We start from the raw sequence: 14,987 nt of genomic DNA on the forward strand, positions 1-14,987 counted from the left end.
CCTGTCACCCCCCTGTCACCCTCCTGACACGGCCGCTGACACCACGCTCCGTCGCATCGCCGCCGGTCAGGAAGGCGGACCGGTGAAATCGATCAAGGTACTGCCGTGGCCGCCGGGGCAGGCCCTAGGGTGGGAGCGTGGCTGTGACCAGGGACCGCGACGACATAGCCGGGCAGCTCGACCCCTACCGCAGGGAGTTGACGGCCTACTGCTACCGCATGCTCGGCTCCGCCTTCGAGGCGGAGGACGCGGTGCAGGAGACCATGGTGCGCGCCTGGTCCTGGTTCGAGGGCTTCGAGGGCCGTTCGGCGCTGCGCACCTGGCTGTACCGGATCGCCACCAACGTCTGTCTGGACATGGCCCCGGCTCCCCAGCGCCGGGCCAGGCCCATGGACCTGTCCTCCCCCGGCTCGGCCACCGCGCCGGACCTGGCGCGGCTGGAGGAGAACGTCTGGGTCGGGCCGGTCCCCGACGAGCGGGTGCTGTTCGGCGACCCGGCCGAGGTCGCGGTGGGCCGGGAGACGATCAGGCTCGCCCTGGTCTCCGCACTGCAGCGGCTGCCGGCCAGGCAGCGCGCGGTGCTGATCCTGCGTGAGGTGCTCGCCTGGTCGGCCGCCGAGACGGCCGACCTGCTGGAGACCTCCGTGGCCTCGGTGAACAGCGCGCTGCAGCGCGCGCGGGCCACCCTCGCCGACCACGGCGGCGTTCCGTCCAGCGACACCTATCTGCCGCTGGACGAGACCCAGCGGGCGCTGCTGGCCAGGTACGTCAGGGCGTTCGAGGACTTCGACATCCAGGGTCTGCAGAGCCTGCTGCACGAGGACGCGGTCCTCAACATGCCGCCGTACCAGATGTGGGTGCGGGGGGTCGTCGAGCTGGGCGCGTGGTGGCAGGGAGCGGGCTGCGGCTGCCGCGGATCGCGCCTGCTGCCGGTGGAGGCGAACGGCACCCCGGCCTTCGCGCAGTACCGTCCGGCCGAGGACGGCGACGGCTGGACGCCGTGGGGGATCACCCTCCTGGAGATCACCGACGGCAGGATCAGCGCGATGACCAACCACATGGACACCGAGCGGCTCTTCCCACTGTGGGGACTGCCGCCGCGGCTGCCCGCCGGACACCCCGCGTAGAAGATCTCGGAAATCTCCGCGCGCGGCCGATGAGTTCTCCGGGCGTGCTTCGTCCGACCCTGTGAAGCAGCCCACGACGGCAGCGCCGGCAGGCGCTCCGGCCGTCGAAGCGATCGAAGCGACAGGAGATCACCCATGACCCAGCAGGTGAAGGGCCCCGCCAGCTACTTTCCCTCGATCGAGAAGAAGTACGGCCGCCCGATCGTGGAGTGGCAGGAACTGATCCGAGGTTCCGGTCTGACGAAGCACATGGAGCTGGTGAACTGGCTCAAGGCCGAGCACGGGCTCGGCCACGGGCACGCCAACGCTCTCGTCGCCCACACCCTGGCCGAGGCGAAGGGCCGGTGAGGGTTACCGCCCACACGGCTCACGGTGCGCCCCGGAGCCGTGCGATGAGGTCGTCGATGTCGAGGTGCCGTCCCTCCGCGCCGTAGGGGACGACGTGTTCGGTGAGCCGGAGGAAGCCCCGGATCTCCTCCGCCTCGGCGCGCAGCAGGGCCGCGCCCGGGCCGCTGCCGAGGGTGATGGACAGCGACCCGCTGCCGGGACCCGGGCTGATCACCACGTCACCGAGACCGGAGACCCGGCGCAGTCCCGAGCGGAGCGAGGCACGGTCGAGCACCCAGGTGACCGTGGTGCTGGGGCCGGTCAGGCAGTGCAGGCGGACGGCGTAGGGGTCGGCCTGGGTGTAGGTGAGCTGGGCGGACACCGGGATCTCGCCCATGTGCCCCGCCACCAGGTGGAGCCGGATGTCCGCGCCGCAGGCGGCGGCGGTTGCCCGGTCGACGGGCGGACGCGGTGGGCGGGGCGGTTCGGGGGCCTGCGGCGGCTGGGAGGCGTGGGGCGGGTTCAACTCTGCTGCCCTCCCGGTCCTCTGCGGTGCTTGGCGAACAGCGGGTGTCCGTCCCTCGGCGAGGGGAGGGGGCGGCCGGGGACGCGCGTCAGGCGTCGCCATTCGAGGTCGGGCTCGCCCGGGACGGAGCGACCCGTGCTGTGCCACAGCTCGGCCAGATGGGTGTAGATGGGCTCGTCATGCCGAAACGTTTCTTCTCGCCCCGCAGAGGGCCTCAACGAGTCTGCCGTCATGCTCGGTTCAACGAGGGAAACGCCGTCTGGCAACTGTCCGGGGAGATGCGGATGGAGATTCCTGCGGACACGTAGGCGCGGGGTCGCAGCCGCGCGGGTCGCGTGTGTACGGTGCGAAATACGTTCGCCCGATGGGGGCGTGCGAACGTATCGTCGCGGCCATGTCGATCGAATCCCCGTCCGCGCCCGTCCGTCAGCAGCTCAGGGACGCCCTCACCGGGGCGATCAAGGCGCGGGACCGGGCCGCCGCGTCCGTCCTCCGGGCGACGCTCGGCGCGATCGAGAACGCGGAGGCGATCGACCCGGCCGAGGCGCAGGGCGTGGCCGGGATCGGCCGCTCGCTCGCCGTCGAGCAGATCGCGGTCGGCGTCGGGGCGGCCGAGGCGCCGCGGCGGCTGCTGACGGAGCAGGACGTACGCGGGATCGTGCGCGACGAGATCGCCGAGCGGGAGGCGGCGGCCGGCCAGTACGAGCGGGTCGCCCGGCCCGAGCAGGCCGAGCGCCTGCGGGCGGAGATCGCCGTCCTCGCCGCCTTCCTCTGACTCCCTCTGACGCGGGACCGCTGCGGTGACGCGGGAGCCGGAGTGAGGCGGGAGCGTGAGTGAGACAGGGCCGGGGCCCCCTCCCGGCTGCCCGGCCACGTCGAGGCCACCGACCATGATCGCCAAGTGTCAGCTGTGAAGCATTCAGCGATCTTGGTCGGCGGAGGTCGCGGCGGGGAAGAGTGACCTCAGCCCGGAGGCGAAGACCTCGGGCTCGTCCACGCCGAAGGCCGCGCGCTGGAGCAGGTAGCCCTGCAGTGCGGCGATGATCACGCGGGCGCAGGCGGCCGGGTCGGCGTCCGCCGGGAGCTCGCCGCGTCGCCGGTGGACCGAGAGGGTCTCCGCGAGCAGGTCGGCCAGGCGCAGCATGCCGTTGTGCAGGACCTTGGACAACTCCTCGTCGCGCAGGCCCTCGGCCCACACCTGGATGATCAGCCGGTTCAGTTCCGGGTCCCGCAGGGTCTCCACGGGTGCGCCCGGCAGCCCGCCGAGCAGGTCCCTCAGCGGTGGCGGATCCTGCGGGTTCAGGTAGGTGACCAGGCTCTGCGTGACGCTCGCGAGCGCCTCCGCGGCGATGGTGCTGACCAGCTCCTCCTTGCCTGAGAAGTAGCGGTAGAAGGCCCCGGGGGAGAGGCCTATCTCGGTCAGTAGTTCCTGCATCGAGGGGGCGTGGAATCCGTTCGCGGCGAAGCAGCGCCGGGCTCCGGCGAGGATCTGCTGCCGACGGGCTTCGCTGTGCTCCTTGGATACGCGTGGCATGGCTCCAAAATAAAGCGAACGTTCCTTCTTGACAACGCCCTTGCTCCGGCGCAGTCTGAGGTCATAGCAAAACGAATGTTCCTTCTCTTTGGAGAACCGGGAGACCACCCCATGAACGCTCGCCTGCGCCCCTACCTGCTGGTCGTGCTGCTGCCGCTCGTCGCCGTCGCCCTGCTCTGGGCGTTCGTCTGGCCGGCGGCCAGGACAGCTCCGCGTGAGCTGCCGCTGGGCCTGGTCGGGCCGGACCGTGCGGTGGTCCAGGTCGAGCAGGGCCTCGAAGTCCACGCCGGGCCGCACGCCTTCGCGGTCCACCGCTACGCCGACCTCGCCGCCGCCCGAACCGCCGTCGCGGACCGGCAGGTCTACGGTGCGATCGTGCTCGCCCCCGAAGGGACGCGGATGCTCACCGCCTCGGCGGCCTCCCCCGCCGTGGCCACCCTGCTGCAGCAGGTGGCGCACCAGGCGCCCGGCGGTGCGACGGTGACCGATGTCGTCCCCCTGCCGTCCGGCGACCCGCGTGGCAGCGTCTTCGCCTCCTCGGTGCTGCCGATGGCGATCGCCGGACTGGCCCTCGGCGCGGTGACCTTCCTGTTCGGCCGCGGTGTGGGTCAGCGGCTGCTGATGCTGCTGCTCTCGGCCGCGGCGGTCGGCGCGGCGGCGGTGACGGTGAGCCAGGGCTGGCTCGGCGCGCTGGAGGGGAACGCGGCGGCGAACGCCGGAGTGGTGGCGCTGATGGTCCTCGCGGTCTCCTCGGTGGTCTGCGGCCTCGCGATCCGGCTCGGCGCCAAGGGGATCGGCCTCGGCGCCCTGGTCCTGATGCTGCTCGGCAACGCCTGGTCGGGAGTGATGTCCGCACCGGAGCTGCTGCCCGGCTTCGCCTCCTGGGCCGGCCGTCTGCTCCCGGTCGGGGCCGGCGCGACGGCCCTGCGGGACGCCGCCTTCTTCGGCGGGCACCGGATCGGGTTCCCGCTGCTGGTCCTGGCGGCCTGGATCGTCGCCGGTCTGGGCCTGACCGCCCTCGCCGCCCGCGCAGGCACCGGCTCCGGCTCGAAGGCGGTCGCCAGTGCCGAGGACGCGTCCGTCGCGCCCCGCCGCGGTGACGAGGCGGCGGAGGCAGGGCGGGAGGGCCGGCCGGCGGTCGTCTGAGTCGCCGACCTGGGCCGCTCCCCCGCACCCCGAACGACCCGCACCCGGTACGAAGCGCACCCTGCGCGACCCGCTCCCCGCACGACGGAGAGGACCGCCGGAGACCCCGGCGGTCCTCGCCGTTCGGCCGCTCACCGGCAATTCGTTTCCGCGGCTCCGTGCGCGCGGACTAGCGTCGGATCATGTCGACACCGCAACTCCCCTACGCCATCGGCGACGACGACTTCACCGAGCTGCTGCCGGAGACCCGCCGCGCCCTCGCCCACCGCATCGCCGTCGCCCAGCGCGAGGGCCGGATCCCCGGGATCGTGGCCGCCGTCCTGCGCGACGGCGAGCGGCGCTGGTGGGGATCGCGCAGCATGGTCGACGGGCACGCGCCGGACCCCGACACCCAGTTCCGCATCGGCTCGATCACCAAGACCTTCGTCGCCGTGCTGGTGATGCGGCTGCGCGACGAGGGCAGGCTGAAGCTCTCCGACCGCCTCGGGCAGCACCTGCCCGCGGTGGGGCCCGCCGCCGGAGAGGTGACGATCCGCCAACTGCTGTCGCACACCTCCGGGCTGAGCAACGAGCCGCCCGGCCCCTGGTGGGAGCGGTCCGACGGGGCGCTGCGCCCCGAGCTCGGCGACGTGCTGCAGCACCCGCCGCTGCGGCACGAGCCCGGCCGCCTCTTCCACTACTCCAACGTCGGCTTCGCGCTGCTCGGGGCGCTGGTGGAGCAGCTGCGCGGGGACGACTGGTACACCGTGCTGCACCGCGAGGTGCTGCGCACGCTCGGCATGCGGCGCACCAGCGCCCTGCCGGACGCGCCGCACGCGGGCGGCTGGGCGGTGCACCCGTGGGCGGAGGTGATCCTCACTGAGCCGCTCCAGCAGACCGGGCGAATGGCTCCGGCCGGTCAGCTCTGGTCCACGGTGCAGGACCTGACCCGGTGGGCCGCCTTCCTGGCCGCGGGCGACGAGCGGGTGCTGGCGGCGTCGAGCCTCGCCGAGATGCGGGAGTGCAACGCGTCGGGTGAGGAGCGGTACGGGCTCGGCCTCGCGCTCACCGAGGTCGGCGGGCTGGAGCTGGCCGGGCACACCGGCTCGATGCCCGGCTTCCTCGCCGCGCTCTGGGTCTGCCCGGAGGCGCGGCTCGGCGCGGTGGTGCTCAGCAACGCGACCACGGGCCCGGTGGGCGGGATCGGCACGTTGACGGCCGATCTCCTCCGGATCGTCGCCGAGCGCGAGCCGCTGATCCCGCAGCCCTGGCGTCCGCTGGCGGACTACGACCCGCGGGTGCTCGCGCTGACCGGGCCCTGGTACTGGGGGCCGAGCGGCTACGCGCTGCGGCTGGTGGGCGCGGGCGACGAACTGGAGCTGACGCCGCTCGGAGCGGCGGGGACCAGGGAGTGCCGACTGCTGCGCGCCGAGGACGGGGAGTCGTGGATCGCCGAGGGCGGTTACTGGCACGGCGAGACGATGCGCGCGGTGCCGGACGCGCAGGGCGCGGTGGACCATCTCGACCTCGGCACCTTCGTGCTGACCCGCGAGCCCTACCCGCTCGACGGTCCGGTGCCGGGCGGGGTGGACCCGGAGGGCTGGCGCGCCGAGGATTGGTGAAATACCTGCTGATTCGGCGGAATTTGTCATCATGCGGGTAAAGCGGGCATCCCTCGCACGGTGTGCGACGAGCGCGAAGAGGCTGAGTGATGGCGAAGGAGACCCGGGCAGGTCGCGGCAGGAAGCGCCTGGGCCGCCGGCAGGGCGACGACGCGGCGGCGGGTGCCGGGCCGGACGCGGCGGAGCAGGACGCGGCGCAGTCGGACGGCTGGGCCGGAGGACAGGACATCACCGCGGCTGCGCAGGCCGCTGGGACCGGCGCAGCCGGGGTGTCGTCGGCGGCAGCGGACGTGCGGATCACGGTCGACGTCTTCACCGGGCCCGAGTCGGCCTTCTTCGCCACCTCCTCGCTGGTCCACGGGCCGGAGCACGCCGTGCTGGTCGACACCCAGCTCACCCGCAGCGCCGGCCGCGAACTGGCCGAGTGGGTGGCCGGCAAGGCCCGCACGCTCACCGCGATCGTGATCACACACCCGCATCCGGACCACTACTTCGGCACGGAGGAGGTGCTCCGGCTCTTCCCCGGCACCCCCGTCTACGCCGACCCGGCGGTCATCGACGCGATCACCCGGACCGGCCTGGCCAAGGTGGTCCAGTGGCAGCAGGTCCTCGGGGACGACATCACCTCGGCGCCCATCGTCCCGGGGCCGCTGCCTGCGGACACCCTGCTCGTCGACGGCGCGGAACTGCACGTCATGGCGCTGGGTCAGGGTGACTGCGCGGCCACGTCGATCGTCCACGTCCCCGGTGCGCGGACCGTCGTCGCGGGGGACGTCGCGTTCAACGGAACGCACGTCTGGACCGCCGACACGACCAGGGAGGAGCGGGCGGACTGGCTCGCCAGCCTGGAGACGGTGCGCGGCCTCGACCCCGACCGGGTCGTCGCCGGCCATCGTGCGCCCGGCCAGGACGACGACGCGGCCCGGGTCATCGCCTTCACCGGTGACTACCTCCGCGAGTTCGACGCGCATCTCGCCGAACACCCCGGTGACGCCGACGCGCTGTTCGCGGCGGTCACCGAGACCTACGGCGAGCTGACGCTCCCGGCGATCCTGCAGATCGGCGCGCAGGAGAACACGGCGCGCTGAGGTCGAGTGCGGGAAGGCCCTGGCGTTGACGTCGGGGTCAAGGTCTACCGTCGTTCCGAGGGGAAGGAAACGACGGTCGACCAAGATCGCCGAGTGCTTCACGTGAAGCACTGAGTGATCTTGGTCGGAGGCGGGAGGGCGAGGCCCATGCGCATCGGTGAGCTGGCCCGGCGGGTCGGGACGACCACCCGGACGCTGCGCTACTACGAGACGCGCGGTCTGCTGTCCGCGCGGCGCGGGGAGAACGGATACCGCAGCTACGACGAGGACGACGTGCGTCTGCTGCGCCAGATCCGGCTGCTGCAGGACTTCGGCTTCGAGCTGGAGGAGACCCGGCCCTTCGTCGACTGTCTGCGCGCCGGCCACCCGCACGGAGACTCCTGCCCGGCCTCGCTCGACGTCTACCGGCGCAAGCTCGCCGAGCTGGACGCCTGCATCGACCGGCTGCGCGAGGTGCGCGACCAGGTCGGCGCCCAACTCGCCCGTGCCGAGCTGGCCCGTGCCGAGCTGCGCGCGGAGGCGCGGACCGGGTCCGCCCCGCGCTGCGAACTGACGGACCCGAAGGAAGCAGGGGGAGCGATGGAAGCGATGGAAGGGGAGGCGCGCTGATGGCGGGAACGAGTGAGTGGGTGCGCGCGGTCGGGGACGCGGACTTCGCCGCGGAGGTCCTGGCGAGCGAGCTGCCGGTCCTGGTGGAGTTCACCGCGGACTGGTGCCCGCCCTGCCGGATGATGGTTCCGGTCCTGGCCGAGCTGGCGGCCGAGCGGGCCACGGAGCTGCGCGTCGTCACGGTCGACGTCGACGTGAACCCGGAGACCCAGGCCGGCTACGGCGTGCTGTCCATGCCGACCCTGATGCTCTTCAGCAAAGGCGAGCCGATCTGGTCGGCGGTCGGCGCGCGACCCAAGCGGTGGCTGGGACAGGAGTTGACGGAAGCGCTCACCCGGGCGCGCGCGGCAGCGTAGCGCGTGCGCGGCGCGTGCGCCCCGTTCTTCGCCCTAATTGTCGGATCAGCAACGCCGCCGTGCCACGCTCCTGGGAGGTACGAGTCCGACGGGAGATGAAGCTCCAAGGTGTCGATCGGAAGCGCTATCAATCGAAACGGTCGCCCCCGCTCGCGTGGCGCGGGCCGACGAGGCGACAACACGGTGGTCGCGCCCGAGCCGTCCGAGTCGGCGGCCGGGGACTCGGCTCGGGAGCCGGCCGACAGGAACGCCGAGGCCCTGAGCGATCCCACGGCTGACACCCCGGCCGACCTCGACCCTCCGGCCGGAGCGGCGCCCGACCGCACCAGCGGCTCCGAGGGGTCCCCCGCCGCCGCAGCGGCGGCTCCCGCGGCCCGGCCCGAGCTCGCACCGGTGATCGCCAACGCCCCGGCGCGCAACTGGGCCGCCGGGCCCGACGACGCCTGGAGCCGGGCCTGGGCCGCGCCCGCCGTCAGCACCGCCCCCGCCCCGCCGATGCCGATCGTGGCCGCGCCGCCGCCGATGCCCGCGGGCATTCCGGCCATCCCGCTGCCCCCGCCGCCGATGCCGCTCCCCGGCTCGGTCGTGGCGGTGGTTCCGCTGGCCTCGCGTCAGAAGGCCGCCATGGCTCAGCAGGCCGTCCCCCCGTCCCTGGCGCCGCAGCCCCCGGGGGCAGCCGGGACGCCGCCCTCGGCCGCCGCTCCGCCGCCGGCCGAGGTCCAGCAGGCGCCCGCGCTGCGGGCCGCGCCACGGGCGAAGGCGGACACCGGCGGCGTCGGTCCCTCGCCGCAGGACATCGTGCTGATCCGGCGCAGTCTGAGCGTGGTCGAGCCGGTCGCCGACCGCGCCACGGCGCACTTCTACGCCGTGCTCTTCCTGAAGCGCCCGGAGCTGCGCGCGCTCTTCCCCGCCGCGATGGACGTCCAGCGGGACCGGCTGTTCCGCGCACTGCTGGCGGCCGGGCGGGCCGCGGACGATCCGCCGGTGCTGGTGGAGTACCTGGAGCGGCTCGCGCGGGGCCACCGCAAGTACGGCGTCCTGGACGAGCACTACGCACCTGTCGGGGCCTCGCTGCTGGCGGCGCTGGAACGTTACTGCGGGCGGCAGTGGGACGAGGACACCGCGCGTGCCTGGACCAAGGTCTACGCCGTGATCTCCCAGGTCATGATGGCCGCGGCCGCGCGGGACGCGCAGAGTTCGCCGGCCTGGTGGCAGGGCGAGGTGCAGTCGGTGGACCCGGTCGGCAGGGACGTGGCCGTGGTGACCCTGCGGACCGACCACCCCTATCCCTACCGCGCGGGGCAGTACGCGAGCGTCGAGGTGCCCTGGTGGCCGCGGGTGTGGCGGCACTTCTCGCTGGCCTCGGCGCCGGACCGGAGGCCGGGTGCGGACGGGCTGCTGCGCTTCCACGTGAAGGCGGTGCCCGCCGGCTGGGTCAGCAACGCCCTGGTGCACCGGGCCGCCCCCGGGGACGTGCTGCGGCTCGGTCCGGCCCAGGGTTCGATGGTGGCGGACCTGCGCGAGCAGGGGCCGCTGCTGCTGGTCGGCGGCGGCACCGGGATCGCCCCGATGCTGGCCGTGGTCGAGGAGCTGGCGCTGGCCGGCGCACGGCGGACCGTCGAGGTCTACTACGGGGCACGCCGCCCGGACGAGCTCTACGCCGAAGCCGCGCTGCGCGAGCTGGACCAGCGGCTGCCCTGGCTGTCGGTCCGCACCGCGCTCTCGGATTCCCTGCTGGCGTCCCCGCGCGGCTCGGGCGGACCCGAGCGCGGGCAGCTGCCCGAGGTGATCGGCCGCTCCGGTCCGTGGGACGGCTACTCGGCCCTGCTGAGCGGACCCAACGCGATGGTCAGGCGGGTCCGCGGCGTCCTGCTCGACGCGGGCGTGCCGCGCGAGCGGATCGCCTCCGACCTGGAGGACGAGGCCGCGACCGCCGGCTGACGCCCGCGAAGGCGGCCGACGCCCGAACCGCGGGAGGCGTCGTCCCTCACAGCCCCAGGTCGTCCGCGAGCAGGGCGGTCACGCCCTCGATGTTGGCGGCCAGATAGGCGCGCAGGGACGGCGGCACCACGTTGACGGCGGTGACGCCCTCCCTGGTGAACGGCAGCCGGACCACCTCGTACTCGCCGTTGGGCTGCTCGACCTCGGGGCCGTGCCGCCGGGACAGGTCCATCGCGGCCAGCCGGCAGACGAAGAAGTGCTGCACCTTCACGCCGTGGGGGTGCAGTTCGGTGCCGTCCTCGTGGTGCGTGTGGGAGACGGTGTCGACGAAGGCAGGGACGATGTCGGTCGCCTTGCCGCCGAGCTCCTCCGCGAGCTCGCGGTGCAGGGCGTCGACGACCGTGGCGTCGGTGGGTTCCATCCCGCCGCCAGGGGTGATCCAGTAGGGCGGACGGCCGGGCTTGGTCCGCTTGATCATCACGAGTTCCGGTCCGTCCGGACCGGTGTCGAGCAGGATCGCCCTGGCCGTGCGTTTCACCACAGGGCGTACTGCGTGTCGCTGCGCTGCTGCCACGTGCTGTGCCACCACGACAGGAGTGTGCCGCAGGTGAAGCAGGGTGAAACCCGAACAGTTCTCCCCTATGCCGAGGTTAAGAGAGGTTCAAGCTTTCACCCCCGCCGTTTGGCGGGGTCGGATCTACGCCTGGAGTGCGAGACATTACTGTGATCTGACGGGCATTATGTGGAGGAGTTGCGTCCATATGGCATATGCCCAGGGGGGAGAGAAGGCAATGGAGAACGCCGCTCCGACGCTGATCGGATCGGTCCAGCGCGCCCTCCGGCTGCTCGAGGCCGTGGGGGAGCACCGCCAGGGCGCGACGGCCAAGCAGCTCGCCCGGAAGGCCGGACTCCCGCTCGCCACCACCTACCACCTGCTCCGCACGCTCACCCACGAGGGCTACCTCCGCCGGGTCGACGGCGCCTACGTCCACGGTGAGGCGGTGGGGGCGCTGGGCCGCCACCGCGAGGTGCGCGAGGGCCGGGACGCCATCAGCGGCGCCCTGGACCGGCTGCGCCAGGAACTGGGCGCGGCGACCTACTTCGCCACCTACCGCGACGGCGAGCTCGAGGTCGTCGACGTCTCGGAGGCGCCCGGCACGGTGGCCGTCGAGGAGTGGGCCGACTTCCGCGCCACCGGCAACGCGCATGCCATCGGACAGTGCCTTCTCGGCCAACTCGACCGAGAGGGCCGCCTTGACTACCTCTCCCGTCACCGTCCGCAGTCGCTGACCCGGCGCACGGTGACCGACTCGACCACGCTGCTGCGTCGGCTGGAGGCTCGCCATCCGGGGCGTCCCGTGCTGGAGCAGCAGGAGTACCTGGCAGGTGTGGTCTGCGCCGCGGTGCCGATCATGGTCGGCGCAGCGGTCTGCACCATCGCGCTGTCACTTCCCGTCGCGCAGGCCCACCGGCTCCCGGCGACGGCGGACCGGTTGGCGACGCGTGTCGGGGCGGTCGTGGACCGCTTGTCTTTCACTATCTGAAAACTTCGCACTTGGTGCCGACTGCGGACGAAGCGACCATGGGTGTGGACGTTCGCAGGCAGTACCGAGGTGGCGACGGGGATCGAGAGGTACCGCTATGAAGATGCAGAGTCTGGTCAAGGGCCAACTGGTGATGAGCCTGCTGGTCTCCGACGACCTGGCCTTCGACACGCATGTCGAGCTCGTCTACGACCCGAGCGACCCCTTCGCCGTCAGGCTCACCTTCCACCTGCCCGGCGACCCGCCGGTGGCCTGGGTGTTCGGCCGGGAGCTGCTGCTGGACGGGATCACCCGCCCCACCGGCGAGGGCGACGTCAGAGTCGTGCCGGTGCCCGGGACCGACGAGGACTTCCACGACGTCTGCATCGAGCTCCACTCCCCCGAAGGGATGGCCGTGCTGCGCTCCCCCGCGATCCCGTTGATCTCCTTCCTGGGACGCACCGACCGTGCGCTCCCGATGGGCCAGGAGCACACGGTGGCCGATCTGGACCGGCAGCTGGAGCTGATCCTCGGGCGCGCCTGAGCGCCGCCGGCGGCCCGGCGGCCCGGCCGCCCGGGTACCGGTCCTCGCCCGTCAGTCCTCGTCGCGCACGACCAGGTGCAGGGCCCAGGCGACGATGCTGATGATCAGCGAGCCGAGCAGGGCCGGCACGAAGCCGCTGACGTGGAAGTCGAGGTGCATCTTGCCCGAGGCCCAGGAGGTGAGCCAGAGCATCAGCGCGTTGATCACGAAGGTGATCAGGCCCAGCGTGAGGATGAACAGGGGCAGCGAGAACAGCTTGACCAGCGGCTTGACGAAGAAGTTCACCACGCCGAAGACCAGGGCGACCAGCACCACGGTCAGCGCCTGGTGGCCCCAGCTGCCCTTCTGAAGAGTGATGCCGGACACGAGCAGGGCCGCCACCCAGATGGCCGCGGCGTTGATCAGGGTCTTGACGAAGAACTTCACCATGGCGTGATCGTCGCAGCCTGTGACCGGCAGCGGTAGTCCCGAACGGTCATGTCGATGTCACAGCTTTGTGCGGGGCCCCGGGAGGACCGGTGAGGAGCCGGTCGCGCGGCTGGTTGAATGGCGCGCATGAAGGTCTTCCGGATGGACGAACTCGATGCCGAGCGCGCCGCCAACGAGGGCGCCTACCTGCAGTTCCTGCGCGAGCGGAACATGTCCGCCGGGCTCTACGCCCTGGACGCCGGGCAGCAGGACCCACAGCAGCCGCACCACGAGGACGAGTTGTACGTGGTGCTGAGCGGCCGCGCGGCGCTGACCGTGGGCGAGGAGACGAGCACGGTGGGCCGGGGCAGCGTCGTCCACGTGCCCGCGGGGGTGCCGCACCGCTTCCACCACATCAGCGAGGACCTGCGGGTCCTGGTGGTCTTCTCGCCGCCCGAGAGCTGAACGACCGCCCGCCACGGGCCCCTTCCCGACCCCGGGCCCCTGAGGGTGGACCCTGGTGCCCGAGCTGTCCTGATCAGGGTCTTATCCGGGTCTTCTCAGGGGCAGGAACACTTCGAGGGCCGAGTGTCCGCCCGTAGGATCGAAGACGTAACCAGGACACCCGAGGGGGAGGACGGACATCATGACTGAACTGTGGAAGGCACTCCCCAGTTGGGTGCGGAACATCGTGGTCCCGATCATGGCCATAGTGGTCGCATGGTGGGTGCTGTCGGCGCTCGTGGGGATCGTCTTCGGCCTGATGAGCTTCATCATCAAGGCGCTGGTGGTCGTCGGCCTGGGCGCGGTGGTCGTGATCCTGGTGAAGAAGGCATCCAAGAGCTGACCGGGCGTCGGACGACGGCATCCGACAACGGCGAAGGGCCGACCGCGAACGCGGTCGGCCCTTCGCCGTCAGGCGTCAGCGGCGCCGGTGACATCCGTGGCGTCAGCGGCGCCTTCGGTGCGAGGTCGGCGCCCGGCCCTCCGCGGACCGCGTCTCGGGTCCTCCCGCCGGCTGCGGGATCCGGCCGCCGGCCGTCCGCGGTTCGTGACCGGCGTGCGGCTCCCGGCCGTCGCGGGAGGCGACCAGCGCCGCGAGCCCCGTCGTGAGCGGCACCGAGGCGATCAGTCCGATGCTGCCGACCAGGGTGCGCACCACCTCCTCGGCGGCGATCTCGCTGGTGGCCACCTGCCAGACGCCCCGGTGCGAGAGCGAGAAGAGCAGCATCAGCGGCAGTGCCGCGCCCGCGTAGGCCATGACGAGGGTGTTGACCGTGGAGGCGATGTGGTCCCGGCCGATCCTGATGCCCGCCCGGTAGAGGGCGCGGGCGCCCATGGTCGGGTCGGCGGCGCGCAGTTCCCAGACCGAGCTGGCCTGGGTGACGGTCACGTCGTTGAGCACGCCCAGCGAGCCGATGATGACGCCGGCCAGCAGCAGGCCCGGCAGTTGGATGCCGGGGAAGAGCGAGTGGACGAAGGCCGTCTCGTCGGAGGTGTTCCCGGTCAGCCTGGTCAGCTGGATGAACGCCTCGCCCAGGCCGCCGATCAGCGCCAGCGAGACCATCGTGCCGAGCACCGCGACGGAGGTGCGGGCCGAGAGGCCGTGGCAGAGGTAGAGCGCGAGCAACATGATCAGCCCGCCGCCGACCACCGCGACCGCCAGCGGGTTCTCGCCGCCGAGGATCGCGGGCAGCACGAAGAAGGCGAGCACCAGGAAGCTGATCGCCATCGCGACCAGCGCCGCCAGCCCGCGCAGGCGGCCGATCAGCACGACGGCGAGGGCGAAGACGCCCGCGAGAACCGCCATCGGCATGCTGCGGTCCGCGTCCTCGACGGTGTACTGGAGTGCGGCGGGGGCGCTCGGGGAGTAGTCCACCACCACTTTCTCGCCCGCGACGTAGACCGCGCTCTGGTCCGGCGGCAGGATCTGCGTCACGCTGCGGCCGGCGTCCTTGCCGCTGGTCAGGTGGAGGGTGATCTCGGTGCAGGTCGTGGTGGCGCCCTGCGCGCAGGGAACGATCCGGGTCGCGGTCACCGAGCCGTTCACCGTCAGCTGGTCGAAGCCGGTGCCGGTCGGCGCGTGGGCGGGCAGCGGCGCCGGCCAGAGCCACGCCAGCCCGCACAGCACGGCCAGCGCGAACGGCACCAGCACGGCCGCGAGCAGCACGCGCAGCCGCGCGGACGCGGGGCTGGCGGGGCCGTGGTCGTGTGTGTGTCCGTGCGACACGTGGGGTTGGTGGTGGTGCTCTGCCAC

At 72.5% G+C, this 14,987-nt stretch carries 18 protein-coding genes; 13 read left to right on the top strand and 5 right to left on the bottom strand.

All coding sequences use genetic code 11. The features are described 5' to 3' along the window. The first annotated feature begins 137 nt into the window (after nt 1-137). Together BS83_RS05550 and BS83_RS05555 are read left to right on the top strand one after the other, a co-directional pair. Nucleotides 138-1,127: a sigma-70 family RNA polymerase sigma factor gene (locus BS83_RS05550; protein WP_051942669.1), complete on the top strand. Its 990-nt coding sequence runs from the start codon at nt 138-140 to the stop codon at nt 1,125-1,127. 135 nt (nt 1,128-1,262) lie between these two features. Then, on the top strand, nt 1,263-1,475 hold the full coding sequence (locus BS83_RS05555; RefSeq protein WP_037601562.1) for a DUF4287 domain-containing protein: 213 nt from the start codon (nt 1,263-1,265) through the stop codon (nt 1,473-1,475). 19 nt (nt 1,476-1,494) lie between these two features. On the opposite strand, the gene BS83_RS43570 is transcribed toward BS83_RS05555, so the two are convergent. Then, on the bottom strand, nt 1,495-1,980 hold the full coding sequence (locus tag BS83_RS43570; protein ID WP_051942670.1) for an SsgA family sporulation/cell division regulator: 486 nt from the start codon (nt 1,978-1,980) through the stop codon (nt 1,495-1,497). A gap of 394 nt (nt 1,981-2,374) precedes the next feature. On the opposite strand from BS83_RS43570, the gene BS83_RS05565 reads away from it, so the two are divergent. Further along, nucleotides 2,375-2,755, top strand: a complete 381-nt coding sequence (locus BS83_RS05565) for a GatB/YqeY domain-containing protein (protein WP_037601564.1) — start codon at nt 2,375-2,377, stop codon at nt 2,753-2,755. 144 nt (nt 2,756-2,899) lie between these two features. On the opposite strand, the gene BS83_RS05570 is transcribed toward BS83_RS05565, so the two are convergent. After that, entirely contained in the window at nt 2,900-3,514 is a 615-nt protein-coding gene (locus BS83_RS05570; protein WP_051942671.1) for a TetR/AcrR family transcriptional regulator, read from the bottom strand. Nucleotides 3,515-3,625: 111 nt separating this feature from the next. Between BS83_RS05570 and BS83_RS05575 the strand changes: the two genes are divergently transcribed. From BS83_RS05575 to BS83_RS05600, 6 genes are all read left to right on the top strand, one after another. After that, the gene (locus BS83_RS05575) at nt 3,626-4,660 is read left to right on the top strand and encodes an ABC transporter permease (protein WP_051942672.1); all 1,035 of its coding nucleotides are present in this window, start codon (nt 3,626-3,628) and stop codon (nt 4,658-4,660) included. 182 nt (nt 4,661-4,842) lie between these two features. Continuing rightward, entirely contained in the window at nt 4,843-6,261 is a 1,419-nt protein-coding gene (locus BS83_RS05580; protein ID WP_051942673.1) for a serine hydrolase domain-containing protein, read from the top strand. A gap of 89 nt (nt 6,262-6,350) precedes the next feature. Next, on the top strand, nt 6,351-7,349 hold the full coding sequence (locus BS83_RS41450; RefSeq protein ID WP_051942674.1) for an MBL fold metallo-hydrolase: 999 nt from the start codon (nt 6,351-6,353) through the stop codon (nt 7,347-7,349). A 147-nt stretch (nt 7,350-7,496) separates the two neighbouring features. Beyond that, entirely contained in the window at nt 7,497-7,958 is a 462-nt protein-coding gene (locus BS83_RS05590) for a MerR family transcriptional regulator (RefSeq protein WP_037601566.1), read from the top strand. After that, the gene (locus BS83_RS05595) at nt 7,958-8,314 is read left to right on the top strand and encodes a thioredoxin family protein (RefSeq protein ID WP_037601568.1); all 357 of its coding nucleotides are present in this window, start codon (nt 7,958-7,960) and stop codon (nt 8,312-8,314) included. Before BS83_RS05590 ends, BS83_RS05595 begins: the two co-directional genes overlap by 1 nt. 183 nt (nt 8,315-8,497) lie before the next feature. Beyond that, a complete protein-coding gene (locus BS83_RS05600) occupies nt 8,498-10,255 on the top strand; it encodes a globin domain-containing protein (RefSeq protein WP_084713157.1) in 1,758 nt (585 codons plus the stop codon). A gap of 46 nt (nt 10,256-10,301) precedes the next feature. Here BS83_RS05600 and BS83_RS05605 read toward each other — a convergent pair whose 3' ends face one another. Next, nucleotides 10,302-10,796 carry an NUDIX hydrolase gene (locus BS83_RS05605; RefSeq protein WP_332262313.1) on the bottom strand — a complete coding sequence of 165 codons (495 nt, stop codon included), beginning with the start codon at nt 10,794-10,796 and terminating at the stop codon, nt 10,302-10,304. Between the two features lie 250 nt (nt 10,797-11,046). Between BS83_RS05605 and BS83_RS05610 the strand changes: the two genes are divergently transcribed. Together BS83_RS05610 and BS83_RS05615 are read left to right on the top strand one after the other, a co-directional pair. Further along, entirely contained in the window at nt 11,047-11,799 is a 753-nt protein-coding gene (locus tag BS83_RS05610) for an IclR family transcriptional regulator (protein ID WP_037601573.1), read from the top strand. 103 nt (nt 11,800-11,902) lie between these two features. Next, a complete protein-coding gene (locus BS83_RS05615) occupies nt 11,903-12,322 on the top strand; it encodes an SsgA family sporulation/cell division regulator (RefSeq protein ID WP_037602730.1) in 420 nt (139 codons plus the stop codon). A 51-nt stretch (nt 12,323-12,373) separates the two neighbouring features. Here the strand turns inward: BS83_RS05615 and BS83_RS05620 are convergent, their stop codons facing one another. Continuing rightward, on the bottom strand, nt 12,374-12,751 hold the full coding sequence (locus BS83_RS05620) for a phage holin family protein (RefSeq protein WP_037601576.1): 378 nt from the start codon (nt 12,749-12,751) through the stop codon (nt 12,374-12,376). A 126-nt stretch (nt 12,752-12,877) separates the two neighbouring features. On the opposite strand from BS83_RS05620, the gene BS83_RS05625 reads away from it, so the two are divergent. Continuing rightward, the gene (locus BS83_RS05625) at nt 12,878-13,195 is read left to right on the top strand and encodes a cupin domain-containing protein (RefSeq protein ID WP_037601579.1); all 318 of its coding nucleotides are present in this window, start codon (nt 12,878-12,880) and stop codon (nt 13,193-13,195) included. A 181-nt stretch (nt 13,196-13,376) separates the two neighbouring features. After that, a complete protein-coding gene (locus BS83_RS05630; RefSeq protein ID WP_037601582.1) occupies nt 13,377-13,577 on the top strand; it encodes a DUF5326 family protein in 201 nt (66 codons plus the stop codon). Nucleotides 13,578-13,679: 102 nt separating this feature from the next. Here the strand turns inward: BS83_RS05630 and BS83_RS05635 are convergent, their stop codons facing one another. Beyond that, nucleotides 13,680-14,987 (bottom strand): YibE/F family protein, encoded by a 1,308-nt coding sequence (locus tag BS83_RS05635; protein ID WP_063774098.1) that lies wholly within the window; start codon nt 14,985-14,987, stop codon nt 13,680-13,682.

The sequence above is a fragment of the Streptacidiphilus rugosus AM-16 genome (assembly GCF_000744655.1).
GTDB classification, from domain to species: domain Bacteria; phylum Actinomycetota; class Actinomycetes; order Streptomycetales; family Streptomycetaceae; genus Streptacidiphilus; species Streptacidiphilus rugosus.